This is a genomic window from Flagellimonas sp. 389 (assembly GCF_018449435.1).
GTDB lineage: Bacteria > Bacteroidota > Bacteroidia > Flavobacteriales > Flavobacteriaceae > Flagellimonas.
On the sequence record NZ_JAHCMU010000016.1, the window covers coordinates 57,774 to 70,295 of the forward strand.

Sequence of the window (12,522 nt, forward strand, 5' to 3'; positions counted from 1 at the left end):
ATTATCAAACCTTACAAAATTAGGAGTTTTTTATACGTTCTTTGAGCTTTATTACATCAATTCTTTCAAGATACTATCAACAACTATTTGAACAAGGGTTTTTGGGCCATTTTTTACCCTACTCATAACATTTTGATAACAATAACACTTGCCGTTTGGAAAATAACCTTTTATGATGTATAATGTAAGCTATAATCATTTAGAAACCATTTACACATATGAGGCAGCTTAAAATTATCAAGCAGGTAACCAATAGAGAATCAAAATCCCTAGATAAATACCTTCAAGATATTAGCAAAATAGATTTGATCACTGCCCAAGAAGAAGTAGAATTGGCCCAACGCATAAGGGATGGAGACCAGGTAGCTTTAGAAAAGCTTACCAATGCCAACCTAAGGTTTGTTGTTTCCGTTGCCAAACAGTACCAAAACCAGGGCTTAACACTTCCAGATTTAATCAACGAAGGTAATGTTGGCCTGGTAAAGGCCGCCAAACGTTTTGATGAGACCCGTGGATTCAAGTTCATCTCCTACGCCGTATGGTGGATCAGGCAGTCCATCCTACAAGCATTGGCGGAGCAGTCCAGGGTTGTGCGACTTCCACTTAACAAGATAGGTTCGATCAATAAAATCAAAAAGACATTTTCTTATTTGGAACAGGCCCATGAACGTCCTCCTTCCCCAGAAGAGATTGCCAAAGAATTGGATATGACGGTTTCCGAGGTGAAACAATCGCTAAAGAATACAGGAAGACATGTATCGATGGACGCCCCGCTTAAAGAGGGAGAAACATCCAGTTTATATGACGTAATCAACTCTGGCGAATCGCCCAAACCCGATAAGGAATTGATGCACCAATCCCTAAACACGGAAATTAATCGTGCATTGGAAACCTTGTCGCCCAGAGAAGCTGATGTTGTACGCTTGTATTATGGAATAGGAGATCAGCAGTCCATGACCCTAGAAGAGATTGGAAGTACGTTCGATTTAACCCGCGAGCGTGTAAGACAGATTCGGGAAAAAGCAATTAGAAAGCTAAGACATGCTTCTAAAAGTAAAATACTGAAGTCTTATTTGGGATAAACCCCAGTTTAATTTATCATATAAAAAAAGGGGACATTTAACGTCCCCTTTTTTAGATATACACTTTAAAAAATTTAAGTACGGTTCAATTGGCTTATGTTAAAGTCGGTTAACATGTCATTTAAATCTTTGATGAAATTTAGGTAGGCCGTGTTTTCGTTGTTCTGATTTTTCATGGGATGTATTTTTAGATTTGGGCTATAAATAGTCAAGTTCCACTAATTCGTTAATGCTCAATATTTCGTTAAGTTCTTGAAGAAATGATAAATATTCTTCTCCGTAGGTGTCGTATAACATAATATTTAGGTCGTTTTCTATTTGGGTTATAATTATAACGTAAACCTAAATGAAAGATTATAAGAGTACAATATTTTGTGGTGAAATTCTTTTTTTGAGTTGTGAAATCGAAAAAAAGTTTTAAAAGGAGTAACTATTTATGGGAGAAAAATCAAATGAAAATTAAATTCGAACTTTTGCTAACAGGCTATTTTTCTGAATCAGAAAGTTCCATGTTAAAAATATCCAAGGAGAGTTCAAAATCAATATCTAGATCCATATCGATTTTAGGTGGCTTAATATCAAACTCCTCATACAAAAAGCATAGGCTCATAGGCATGAGTTCATCTTCCAATTCAGTAACTTTAATGTTGGATAACAGTTGTTCTTTAACGTAGAAGGCTTTGTTGCTAATGACAAGTTCAGAACAATTCTCAAGTTCTTCAAGCAAAGGTATTTCTTTCTTGTCCCCTACTTCTAAAATCTGGTCCAAAAGAATAAGTTTAGAATCCATATCCGATGCATACTCTATAAGATGATAAAAGATACTATGGTGATATTCGGGTAAAAAACCATCTTCCATGACAATACTAGTTTAATTTCTACATATTTCGCAATACATCAATTTCAAAATCGACCATTTCTTCAACTTTTGGGTATTCAACCAAAAATTGCTCGTACAAAAAATAAAGATGCTTGGTATCCTTGTCCGTTTTACAAACCGTAACAATTTGGTCGGTTATCTCTAAAAGGCTCACCGTTTTCATCATCCGAAGACAGGGCTGAATTTTTTGGCAAGCATATTTGACTTCTTTAAAATCTTCAGTATCCAAATGAACTTTTAGACTACCTATAAATTCAAAAATATTCTGTTTGTACAACCGTATCAATTCCTCCAGCAGTTCCATTTGTCCCATGCACTCAGTGAGCACAGGTTTTAAATTTACCTTTTGGGCAAAAACAACAGACTGTAAGTCTTTTTCTATTGAAAGTATATTTGAAGGCATATTGGTCTCATTTTTTGAATTGATTTCATGTATTTTATGACCATTTTCCAATTGTAGGCAAACATTTTTGATCATTTGGGCAATTTCTTGCTGACTTTTGGACAGTCCAGTTTTTTGAAGCGTATTTATTAAATCGAGCAGTACATTGATATCACTCAATTCATTTTCTTCTTTCTGAACGCTGAATGGTTCAGAGTTACCCTCAATGCCTACTCGCTGGTAAATTACATCCAGCTGCTCCATTTCGGAAATGCCAAATACTTTGTTCTCAAGACCGGATTTAAAACAATCAAAAGATCTTTTCAATTCACCTGCTTCAACCGTTCCAAGTTCTTCATAGGAAAAGTTGCTCAATCCTATTTCCAATTTTTCCAAATACAGTAATAATTCTCGTGTTCCCAAATTTTCTATATATGTTGCTTACACTATTAAAAATCCTGATTTAAAGAAGGTTTCCCAACTTATTGTTCCAAACCGTGTCCATTTTGTTGTCAAATTGCTTTATTTGTAGGTGTAAACAAACCATTATGAAGTATTTCTATTTACTGTGCAGTGTCTGCCTATTGTTTTCATGTGCCAACAAAAACGAAAAACCGAAAGAAACCTTGGAAGAAATAGCAAAACGAATTCATGAAAAAGTAATCACTATTGATACACATAACGATATCAATGTGAAGAATTTTACAGATAGTATCAACTACACCCAAGATCTGGAAACGCAAATAACGTTACCAAAAATGATAGAAGGTGGTTTGGACGTAACCTGGCTGATAGTCTATACCGGGCAGGGTTCTCTAAATGCCGAAGGCTACACAAAGGCATCAGAAAATGCAATTGCCAAGTTTGAAGCCATACATAGGCTTTGCGAAACGTATGCGCCGGACAAAATAGAACTGGCAATGACATCCAATGATGTTAGGCGAATTAATAGCGCTGGCAAGAAAGTGGCTATGATCGGTGTAGAAAATGCATACCCTATAGGTGAAGACTTATCAAAATTTGAAGAATACCACAAACGAGGAGCACGATACATTTCATTGTCACATAATGGACATAGTCAATTCTGTGATTCCAATACAGGCGAAAAAGATAGTATTTGGTTACATAATGGTTTAAGTGATATTGGTATAGATGCTGTAACAGAGATGAATAGACTTGGAATAATGATAGATGTTTCGCACCCGTCCAAAGAATCCATGAAGCAGATGGTGGCAATTTCCGAAGCTCCTATCATTGCCTCTCATTCATCGGCGAGAGCACTGTGCGACCACAGTAGAAATTTAGACGACGAACAACTTTTATTGCTCAAACAGAATGGCGGGGTAGTTCAAACAGTGGCATTTAGTTCGTATTTAAACACAGAAAAGCATGAGGCAAGAGCAGAATACATGAAAAAAATCCATAAACAGATTGCTGATTCTTTGGGTATTAACTGGTACGAACGCTCCCAATTTTCAACATTGTCAACTACACAACGTGCCAAATTCATGGAGAATTACCCAAAGGTCAAGAAAATGGGGACAGCGTTAGCAAAAAAAGATGAAAATGCTCCCCCAGCGGTAAACGTTTCGGACTTTGTGGACCATATTGATTATATGGTCAAACTTATTGGAATTGACCATGTAGGAATTAGTTCAGATTTTGATGGCGGCGGCGGTATTGAAGGATGGTCAGATGCATCCGAAACTTTCAATGTAACATTAGAACTCGTAAAAAGAGACTACACAGAGGAAGAAATAGACAAACTTTGGGGCGGGAATCTGCTACGTGTCTTGGACGAGGTGCAGGAAATAGCTGCCGGGGTAAACTAAGCGTCTTCCTTTTCGCGCTTTGCAAGCCTGTCTTTTACGTATTCGATTTTCGTTTTTCCGTGCGGTTTTGGATTGCCTTTTTCATCCAGATTCACCATAATGATATTATCAACGGTAACAATACTTTCGTGGGTCATCTTGTTGCGCACCTCACAGTTCAATGAGATGGATGTAGTACCAAATTTTATGACCTCTATGCCAATTTCAACGATGTCGCCCTTTTCTGCGGTACTCATAAAATTGATTTCGGAAATATATTTGGTCACTACTTTTTTACTTTCTAATTGAACAATGCTGTACAATGCGGCCTCTTCATCTATCCAAGCAAGTAACTTACCGCCAAACAAAGTTCCATTGGCATTTAAATCTTCGGGCTTTACCCATTTTCTTGTATGAAATCTCATAAGAATTTTGTTTTTCTACTTGTTGTCAAACAAATTTAGGATAAAAAAATATGGATAGTAATAGGCATTTTTCACTTTGTCCCTAGAATTGCACGCAACGAATTTTTTACGTTAAAAAATCAGAATAAATGAATTTATTACCGTCTTGACCAAGGATATTCCTAATCAAATAAATTCTTCTGAGGCAGGTTTGCTGTCTTGGGAATTGTTAGGTCGCAACCCAGTCTTTGATTCAATTTTTCAATGAAATAAGCCGATAACAAAGGGGATTCCAGTTCCAAGTTTTGATGAACGAAAAAATGAATGTTTTGTAGTCCTTTTGCTTTCCAATCAGCAAGTTTGTTGACCCAGTCATCCAACCTGTTGTAATCTGAGGCATGATTGGCACCCACATACCTGATGAAAGCTTCATTATTGGTCAATCGCATGTGCATAATATCGCGTCGGCCTGCGGTATCTACTAAAACATTGGCAATATTGTTCTCTTCCAATAAGTGATACAGTTCTTGAGCTACTTTTTCATCTGTAAACCAATCTGTGTGCCGAAACTCCATTGCCAAGGGAAACTCTTTTGGCCAATAGTTTACAAACTGCACTACCCTATCCCAATTTTTTGGCCCAAAGTTATTGTGCATCTGTAAAAAAATAGTACCCAGTTTATCCTTTAATTGTGCTGTAACTTCCAAATATCTATCAACAATGTCGTACACCTTGTCGTTCAATCTGCGTAGGTGGCTCACTTCATTGGTCATTTTAGGAAAGAACTTGAAACCTTCTGGGGTTTTATCATACCATTTTTGGTACTGTTCAGCCGGAAAAATTCTGTAGAACGTGGCATTCAATTCGATACAATTAAATTGGGATGAGTAGTACGCCAATTCATCTTTGGTACCCCTTGGATAAAAGTTTTTGAGGTCTTGTCTGTTCCATTTGGCACAGCCCACATAGATATTGGTTTTCTCGATTTTTGGAATATTGGAGAGCAATACTTCCGTATCTGGGTGGTCTTGGGGAATGGTAAAATCGATTAATTCTGGATGTTCTACTTTTCCGAATTTCATGGACGAGGTTTTATTAGCGCAAAATTAAGGATAAATAGACCCTGTTCATAACATCGTTAAAAACTATTGGCACTTCTAAAAATGTACAGTTTGTGATTGTGTAACTTTAGTAAAACTTACGACCATGGATTCAAGATCCAAGAATCTTTTGGACATTCGTCCAGAGATTGCACAAGCCCGGCTACATGATACTATGAGCCGCGATGAGCGTTTTCAAAATAAAACTTTACGTCCAGTCATCAAATTTCAGAATCTCTTGCTCATAGAGGTTTTTAGAAATTATATTGATAAACACAAAGGCGCATTTTACGATCTTTCCTTGGAAAAAAGATTGGAGTTTATTGAAAAATCAATCCAGAAGGATATCAAGTTCCGTAATTCGCTAAAAGGGATAATCATTGGGCAGTTTACTGTTGAAGAGTATCAAAACTACATTCAAAATTCCTCTGCGCTCAACAAGCGTATGATGAATATGGTCATTGAGCGGATAAAAGACCAAGTGCAATTATTGGATAACGCAGTATTAGTCTAAGATGGATTCCCCGTTAAGGTTGGTGGTCAAAATATCGCTCATCAAATCAAAATAGGGTCTAATGGACTTGAACGATTCATCCAAGGTTTCTATGAACGAATCGGATAGCACCTCTTTATCTGAAAAATTTCTAATAAAGATGAATTGCTTTTTCTTAATTAAATCGATGTCCGAGTGCTCTTTGTCAAAACCTTTGGGAGCTGTTTTTACTTCATCCCCTTCTAAATCGCCCCAAACTTTTTTAAACTTTTTTTCATTGATAATTTCCCTAAATTCCGATGCATCCATCTCCAATTCTTTCCGAATACGAAGCAAATCCTCCTTATTTGGATTCCAAAAGCCTGTCGCAATAAATGAACCCCCAGGTTTAATATGAACGTAGTATCCGCCCCTCAAATGGGCACCCAATCTTGAGAATGAACCGGCAAAATGTGTTTTGTAAGGTGTCTTGTCCTTTGAAAAACGAACATCCCGATAAATACGGAACATTTTCATTTTTTCAATGTCATCATGTACATTCAATTTCTCTTGAAGCACAGCATAGAAAGATTTAACCTCGGCTTCGTAATTTTTAAAAGTGACCTTGTTCGCTTCAAACCATTCTTTATTGTTATTCTTTGCTAGCTTTTTTAAAATATCAAAAGCTTCTTTGGTAATTTTAGGATTCTTCACAGTGTGGAAAGGATGTGTTATTTTTAAGCTAAAGTTAACGATTTCCTCCAGTGGGGGATAATGATTTAGCTATTTTTAAACTTTTTGACGTTATCATGAATAAGGAATCTATTATTGCGGCTCTCAACAAGCACAAAAAACTACCCCACTTAGACTATAGACTTAAAGAAGAAACGGAGCAATTTACCAACACGCTTTTTTATACACTTTTTGATGTAAATACGCCTGTTGCCGACAATCTTGATGCACTAGGTGAAAAATTCAGCCTACTTGTGGAACTGGCCTGTTGGGAATCGGACAAGCCATGTACTAAGGTATGGGAACATTATATTCAGTGCTTGCCTGGCATCTTGGAAAAATTAAACTTGGATGCTAAAGCAATTTTGGATTGTGACCCTGCTTCTTTATCCATTCAAGAAGTGTATATGGCCTATCCCGGATTTTATGCGATTACCATTTACAGATTGGCACACGAACTTTACAATCAAGGATTTCCCCTAGTTCCAAGATTAATGACGGAATATGCCCATAGACAAACCGGTGTGGACATCAACCCCGGGGCACAAATTGGGGAATCGTTCTTTATTGATCATGCAACGGGAGTGGTTATAGGGGAAACAGCAGTGATTCATGATAACGTAAAAGTATATCAAGGTGTTACGTTAGGAGCACTTTATGTTGCCAAGCATCTACAAAAAGTCAAAAGACATCCAACCATCATGTCCAATGTTACTATTTACGCCAATGCAACTATTTTAGGAGGGGAAACTGTTATTGGCGAGAATTCAATAATTGGTGGTAACGCGTGGTTGACAGCATCCGTTCCTGCTAATTCTACCGTTTTTCATACGCCAGAAATAAAAATAAAGACCGTTTCCAATGTCCAATAGCATTCTTGATTTAATAGGCAATACGCCTCTGGTCGAATCCAAGGTTTTGAATACCAATCCTAATGTGAAATTATTGTTCAAGCTAGAAGGACACAATCCAGGCGGTAGTGTAAAGGATAGACCAGCTCTGAACATGATACGGGCAGGCATGGAACGGGGCGAGATTACAAAAAATTCAAAACTTATTGAGGCGACCAGTGGAAATACAGGTATCGCCCTAGCTATGATTGCCGGAATCTATGGACTTGACATTGAGCTTGTGATGCCAGAAAACTCTACAAAAGAACGTGTACAGACCATGAGAGCATATGGTGCCAAGGTCACTCTAACCTCTGCTGATGTTGGTATAGAAGGTGCTCGAGATTATACAGAAGCTAAAGTAAAACATGAAGGGTACCAAATGCTCAACCAATTTGGGAATGATGATAATTGGAAGGCGCACTATAAAACCACTGGACCAGAAATCTGGAAAGATACAAATGGACAGGTCACACATTTTGTTTCGAGTATGGGCACAACGGGTACAATCATGGGGACGTCGAGTTTTTTAAAAGAGCAAAATGCCAATATTCAAATAGTAGGTGTACAACCAACGGATAATTCAAAAATCCCTGGAATACGAAAATGGCCCGAAGCTTATTTACCAAAGATCTTTAACCCTGAAAAAGTAGATACCGTAATGGAAGTGAGCCAGGAAGAAGCACACCAAATGGCTAAAAGATTGGCTAAAGAAGAAGGTGTTTTTTCTGGGATGAGCAGTGGCGGTGCAGCTACCATTGCACTTCGCTTGGCAAAATCCCTAGAAAGTGGAACTATTGTTTCCATCGTTTGTGATAGAGGTGATAGGTATTTGTCTTCAGATTTGTTCGAGTAAACTATTCCAGCTCCTCTTTGATTCCTTCTCTAAAAGTTTCAAATTCTATCAAATTATTGTGATTCCCATTTTTAATGGTGTACATTTTTTTATCTTCACTTGATATGGCAATGTATAATTTTTTGCCTGATTCATAAGAAACAACATTGTCAAGTGTTCCATGAAAAATACGAACAGGAGCAGATACGTTTTGAATATACTCAAATGAAGTCATTTTATATTTTAAAACGTGTTTGACGGGTAAAAAGGGGAAACGATTTTGAGCTTCGTCCAACAAACTATAAAAAGGAGTTTCCAAAATCAGTTTTTTTGGCTTGTTATTGGATGCTAAATTGGTTGCAATACCAGACCCTAAGGAACGACCATAGACAACAATACTATCTTCTTCATAGAAGTCCAGTGCATAATCATAGAACAGTTGCGCATCCTCATACAGTGCCGATTCGCTCAGTTTTCCGGTACTTTTTCCATAGGTCCTATAATCCATGACAATGACATCATAGTGCAATTGCACAAATGAAGAAGCAATGTGCCCCCATCTGGATAAATCGCCCGCATTGCCATGAAAATATAGTATCAAGCCTTTTGGATTCTCTTGCTTAAAATGTAGTGCATTTAATTTTGCATTGTCAGTACCTTCTAAAAATAGTTCTTCAAAATTGTGGGTAAATGAATATTCATAATCCATTGGAAGTTCTGAAGGTAGAAAAATGAGTTTTTCTTGAAGAAAATAAAGCATCGCTATAAGTAGTAAAAATAAAGATAAGATGGATAGCCCAAAACGTCTAAGCTTTTGCATTGGCGCGTTTTGAAGAGTGTTTTACATTAATACTGGAACCTTCTAGATCCACTTTCTTGGGTTTTGTCGTAATGATTTCTGTCAGCATGTTATGATACGATTCAAAAGTGTTTAAATTTTTGTGTCCCCCTCCTATTACCGTGTAAAGTTTGGTAAGCTCAGGTTTAATTTTTGAGAGTTTGACACTTGTTTTATAGGGTATTAACTTATCATCCGTGCCATGGATAATATGAATTGGGCAGTTTACATATTTTAACCATTTGTAGGTTGGCATTGGAAATTTTATCAGTAAAGAAAGTGGCATAAACGGAATAAACTTTTTTGCGACCTTGCTCAAACTATAGTACGGGGCATCCAATATCAACATACGGGGGTTGTTCATTGAAGCTAATTTTGCGGCGAAACCGGAACCCATGGAACGACCATAAAGTATAATGTATTTTTCGGTCACTTTATCCTTAAGCTTGTTATAGATGACCTGCATGTCACGTTTGACCGCTTTTTGGGTTCTTCTCCCCGTACTCTTTCCAAAACCACGGTAGTCAACCATAATAACATCATAACCATGACGCGTAAAATCAACGGCAAACTTTCCCCATCCTTTTATACTTTTTGAATTTCCCTTCAGATAAAAAACTATTCCCTTTGGTTTTTCCGACTTAAAATGCAGTCCATTGATAACTGCCCCATCCCTAGTCTCAACATTGTACTCTTCAATTACCTGATTGTCGTAATGAAACTGAAAGTCTTTGGATAGTTTTTCAGGCTTAAAAAGAAAATAATCCTGTAAAAAATAAAGTAAAACACTAATCACCAAATAGCTCGCAAGAACAACCAGTAAAATGTAAAGCCAGTTTGGCATGTAGTTGGTTTTTGTTTCAAAATACAAAAAAACTTTTTAGCCAAGCCTAGTATCCTATTTGTCAATCCATTAAAAATTGAAATAGCCATATTTTTCGTTGCGATATAAAAAGATTCTATTCAAGTACTGTTTTTTAATCATTTTTTGTCAGATGAACCAGCATTTTTAACTACATATCGATTTGTTTCTAGCTTCAGAATTCTAATCGTTTTATTTACACTGCGTTAACTAGCACAAATTTGAGAATGATATGAAATCTGTATCTAAAATTTTGAATTGGAAAAGAACTAATACTCTTATCGCTGTAATTTTAATACTGCTGATTGGATTGAATTTTTATGGACCATATACCAATAAATTCTACTTCTTTAAGCTTGGTAATTATGTTTTGCCATTTCTTAGTATTGTACATTTCTTGTATATGTACGTGATTTGGTTTAAAATGACGGAGGAGGAATTGCCAGACCCAAAAATGAGAAATCTAGAATACGGGTTGTATGCCGTAGTGCTTTTTTATGTTTTCAAGGTTTATGATATGTTCATCATCTTTGACTCGGCGTCCCAATATCAGCAGCATTTAATATCATCAATGTTTGAACCAATGGTTATTATCTCCATAACACTATATGGCTTTATGTTGGCATTGACCTTATTCTCTTTTTGGCAACGCAAGCGTTTTATAGGAGGTTATAATTTTGATAACTATAACGATAACCTTAACATCTGGCAATAATTCTAAAGTCCTCTTATGTAACTTCCATAAAGGTCTTTAAATTGATACCCTTCGGTAAAACGGTTTTTCGTTAGTTTTTTATGTGCGACCAATCCCCAGAGCAATAACTCTTTCATAAAGTAGGAATCTCCTTTTGAAACAGATGGTTGATGTTCAGCAATGAGTTTGTTCAAAGGTTTTACAGCATCCAATTTGTTTTGGTATTCTTCATCTGTATCCTCGTCAAGAAGCTCAAAGCCCTCACCATCAAAAAACCAATGAATCAAATCATCGTATGCGGTTTCGGCATCTTTACGTTCTAATTTTGCTATTTCTGGAAAATAGTTTGGAAATAGGGATTTTATAGCATCTTCAATAAGTATTTCTGCCACAGATCCTGCGCCTTCTTGTTCTCCTTCGTAAACCAGTTCAATTTTTCCGGTGATAGATGGAACCACACCCATAAAGTCGCTCAAGCGTACTGTGGTTTGCTTTTCTCCAGACCTGACTATTCTTCTTTCTGCCGTGCTTAAAAGATTCTCAAACGCTGTGATACTCATTCTAGCGCTAACGCCACTTTTGGCATCTACATATTCACTGTTCCGTGCTTCAAAACTGATTTGTTCCAAAACGTCCATCGCTATTTCGGGCACTTGAACACTATCTTGTTGTCTCCCGTCCAATTGTGCCTCTTGTTTGGTAATTTTCTTGGCAATTTCCAATGAATCGGGATAATGGGTCAATATTTGCGAGCCGATTCTATCTTTTAAAGGTGTAACAATACTGCCTCTATTGGTGTAATCTTCAGGATTAGCGGTAAAAACGAATTGTAGGTCCAAGGAGAGTCGCAACTTAAATCCACGAATCTGTATATCTCCCTCTTGTAGTATGTTAAATAAGGCTACTTGTATTCTTGCTTGAAGGTCTGGCAATTCGTTAATAACGAAAATACAACGATTAGCGCGTGGAATCATACCAAAATGAATGACCCTATCGTCCGCATAGGATAATTTTAGATTTGCTGCTTTTATGGGGTCAATATCGCCTATTAAATCAGCAACAGTTACGTCTGGTGTAGCCAATTTTTCATAGAATCGTTCGTCTCTATGAATCCAATGAATCGGGGTCTCATCACCTTTTTCTTTGATGAGTTCAGTTGCATACCTAGAAATGGGTTGAAATGGGTCATCATGTACTTCAGAGCCTTCTACAACCGGAATCCATTCATCCAACAATTGAACCATTAACCTAGCCAAGCGCGTCTTGGCCTGCCCTCTAAGTCCAAGCAGGTTGATATTGTGTCGTGATAGAATCGCACGTTCCAATTCTGGTATTACCGTGTTTTCATATCCCCAAACGCCATGAAAGGTTTCTTCGCCCTGAGCAATTTTTTCCAATAGATTTTCTCGCAACTCATCTTTTATGCTCTTGGACTGGTAACCTAATTTCTTTAATTCACCTAAGGTTTTTATTTTTTTTGTATCTATTTTCATTCTTTTTCGATCAATTTTTTTATTTCAATAGTTCACCCTTCCACAAG

Annotated in this window: 14 protein-coding genes; 6 read left to right on the forward strand and 8 right to left on the reverse strand. The window is 37.0% G+C overall.

Annotated elements, in window-relative coordinates:
* Window positions 1-218 precede the first annotated feature (218 nt).
* Window positions 219-1,082 (forward strand): RNA polymerase sigma factor RpoD/SigA, encoded by an 864-nt coding sequence (locus KIM67_RS14220; RefSeq protein WP_163418922.1) that lies wholly within the window; start codon window positions 219-221, stop codon window positions 1,080-1,082.
* Between the two features lie 484 nt (window positions 1,083-1,566).
* On the opposite strand, the gene KIM67_RS14225 is transcribed toward KIM67_RS14220, so the two are convergent.
* Entirely contained in the window at window positions 1,567-1,941 is a 375-nt protein-coding gene (locus KIM67_RS14225) for a hypothetical protein (protein WP_213832223.1), read from the reverse strand.
* A gap of 19 nt (window positions 1,942-1,960) precedes the next feature.
* On the reverse strand, window positions 1,961-2,767 hold the full coding sequence (locus tag KIM67_RS14230) for a hypothetical protein (RefSeq protein WP_213832224.1): 807 nt from the start codon (window positions 2,765-2,767) through the stop codon (window positions 1,961-1,963).
* Window positions 2,768-2,892: 125 nt separating this feature from the next.
* Between KIM67_RS14230 and KIM67_RS14235 the strand changes: the two genes are divergently transcribed.
* Window positions 2,893-4,176: a dipeptidase gene (locus KIM67_RS14235; protein WP_213832225.1), complete on the forward strand. Its 1,284-nt coding sequence runs from the start codon at window positions 2,893-2,895 to the stop codon at window positions 4,174-4,176.
* Here the strand turns inward: KIM67_RS14235 and KIM67_RS14240 are convergent.
* Both KIM67_RS14240 and KIM67_RS14245 read right to left on the reverse strand, forming a co-directional pair.
* The gene (locus tag KIM67_RS14240) at window positions 4,173-4,580 is read right to left on the reverse strand and encodes an acyl-CoA thioesterase (protein WP_213832226.1); all 408 of its coding nucleotides are present in this window, start codon (window positions 4,578-4,580) and stop codon (window positions 4,173-4,175) included. The two genes, KIM67_RS14235 and KIM67_RS14240, sit on opposite strands and share 4 nt — an antisense overlap.
* A gap of 161 nt (window positions 4,581-4,741) precedes the next feature.
* Window positions 4,742-5,641 carry a DUF72 domain-containing protein gene (locus KIM67_RS14245; RefSeq protein WP_213832227.1) on the reverse strand — a complete coding sequence of 300 codons (900 nt, stop codon included), beginning with the start codon at window positions 5,639-5,641 and terminating at the stop codon, window positions 4,742-4,744.
* Between the two features lie 124 nt (window positions 5,642-5,765).
* Between KIM67_RS14245 and KIM67_RS14250 the strand changes: the two genes are divergently transcribed.
* Window positions 5,766-6,173, forward strand: coding sequence for a glyoxalase (locus KIM67_RS14250; protein ID WP_213832228.1), 408 nt, complete (start codon window positions 5,766-5,768; stop codon window positions 6,171-6,173).
* On the opposite strand, the gene KIM67_RS14255 is transcribed toward KIM67_RS14250, so the two are convergent.
* Window positions 6,165-6,845 carry a DUF2461 domain-containing protein gene (locus KIM67_RS14255; RefSeq protein WP_213832229.1) on the reverse strand — a complete coding sequence of 227 codons (681 nt, stop codon included), beginning with the start codon at window positions 6,843-6,845 and terminating at the stop codon, window positions 6,165-6,167. The two genes, KIM67_RS14250 and KIM67_RS14255, sit on opposite strands and share 9 nt — an antisense overlap.
* Window positions 6,846-6,940: 95 nt before the next feature.
* Here KIM67_RS14255 and KIM67_RS14260 point away from each other — a divergent pair, with 95 nt between their 5' ends.
* On the forward strand, window positions 6,941-7,735 hold the full coding sequence (locus tag KIM67_RS14260) for a serine O-acetyltransferase (RefSeq protein WP_213832230.1): 795 nt from the start codon (window positions 6,941-6,943) through the stop codon (window positions 7,733-7,735).
* The gene (cysM, locus tag KIM67_RS14265; RefSeq protein ID WP_213832231.1) at window positions 7,725-8,609 is read left to right on the forward strand and encodes a cysteine synthase CysM; all 885 of its coding nucleotides are present in this window, start codon (window positions 7,725-7,727) and stop codon (window positions 8,607-8,609) included. Before KIM67_RS14260 ends, cysM begins: the two co-directional genes overlap by 11 nt.
* Window position 8,610: 1 nt before the next feature.
* On the opposite strand, the gene KIM67_RS14270 is transcribed toward cysM, so the two are convergent.
* Complete coding sequence (locus tag KIM67_RS14270; RefSeq protein ID WP_213832232.1) at window positions 8,611-9,408, reverse strand: alpha/beta hydrolase; 798 nt, start codon at window positions 9,406-9,408, stop codon at window positions 8,611-8,613.
* Window positions 9,395-10,270 carry an alpha/beta hydrolase gene (locus KIM67_RS14275; protein ID WP_213832233.1) on the reverse strand — a complete coding sequence of 292 codons (876 nt, stop codon included), beginning with the start codon at window positions 10,268-10,270 and terminating at the stop codon, window positions 9,395-9,397. Before KIM67_RS14275 ends, KIM67_RS14270 begins: the two co-directional genes overlap by 14 nt.
* Before the next feature lie 250 nt (window positions 10,271-10,520).
* On the opposite strand from KIM67_RS14275, the gene KIM67_RS14280 reads away from it, so the two are divergent.
* Window positions 10,521-11,003: a hypothetical protein gene (locus tag KIM67_RS14280; protein ID WP_213832234.1), complete on the forward strand. Its 483-nt coding sequence runs from the start codon at window positions 10,521-10,523 to the stop codon at window positions 11,001-11,003.
* Between the two features lie 2 nt (window positions 11,004-11,005).
* On the opposite strand, the gene KIM67_RS14285 is transcribed toward KIM67_RS14280, so the two are convergent.
* A complete protein-coding gene (locus KIM67_RS14285) occupies window positions 11,006-12,475 on the reverse strand; it encodes a magnesium chelatase (protein WP_213832235.1) in 1,470 nt (489 codons plus the stop codon).
* Window positions 12,476-12,522: the final 47 nt, after the last annotated feature.

What these genes read in the sequence shown, in the direction of transcription:
- KIM67_RS14285 (WP_213832235.1), bottom strand. Translation starts at nt 12,475, where the DNA reads ATGAAAATAGATACAAAAAAAATAAAAACCTTAGGTGAATTAAAGAAA.
- KIM67_RS14275 (WP_213832233.1), bottom strand. Translation starts at nt 10,270, where the DNA reads ATGCCAAACTGGCTTTACATTTTACTGGTTGTTCTTGCGAGCTATTTG.
- KIM67_RS14270 (WP_213832232.1), bottom strand. Translation starts at nt 9,408, where the DNA reads ATGCAAAAGCTTAGACGTTTTGGGCTATCCATCTTATCTTTATTTTTA.
- KIM67_RS14240 (WP_213832226.1), bottom strand. Translation starts at nt 4,580, where the DNA reads ATGAGATTTCATACAAGAAAATGGGTAAAGCCCGAAGATTTAAATGCC.
- KIM67_RS14225 (WP_213832223.1), bottom strand. Translation starts at nt 1,941, where the DNA reads ATGGAAGATGGTTTTTTACCCGAATATCACCATAGTATCTTTTATCAT.
- KIM67_RS14250 (WP_213832228.1), top strand. Translation starts at nt 5,766, where the DNA reads ATGGATTCAAGATCCAAGAATCTTTTGGACATTCGTCCAGAGATTGCA.
- KIM67_RS14280 (WP_213832234.1), top strand. Translation starts at nt 10,521, where the DNA reads ATGAAATCTGTATCTAAAATTTTGAATTGGAAAAGAACTAATACTCTT.
- KIM67_RS14235 (WP_213832225.1), top strand. Translation starts at nt 2,893, where the DNA reads ATGAAGTATTTCTATTTACTGTGCAGTGTCTGCCTATTGTTTTCATGT.
- KIM67_RS14245 (WP_213832227.1), bottom strand. Translation starts at nt 5,641, where the DNA reads ATGAAATTCGGAAAAGTAGAACATCCAGAATTAATCGATTTTACCATT.
- cysM (WP_213832231.1), top strand. Translation starts at nt 7,725, where the DNA reads ATGTCCAATAGCATTCTTGATTTAATAGGCAATACGCCTCTGGTCGAA.
- KIM67_RS14260 (WP_213832230.1), top strand. Translation starts at nt 6,941, where the DNA reads ATGAATAAGGAATCTATTATTGCGGCTCTCAACAAGCACAAAAAACTA.
- KIM67_RS14220 (WP_163418922.1), top strand. Translation starts at nt 219, where the DNA reads ATGAGGCAGCTTAAAATTATCAAGCAGGTAACCAATAGAGAATCAAAA.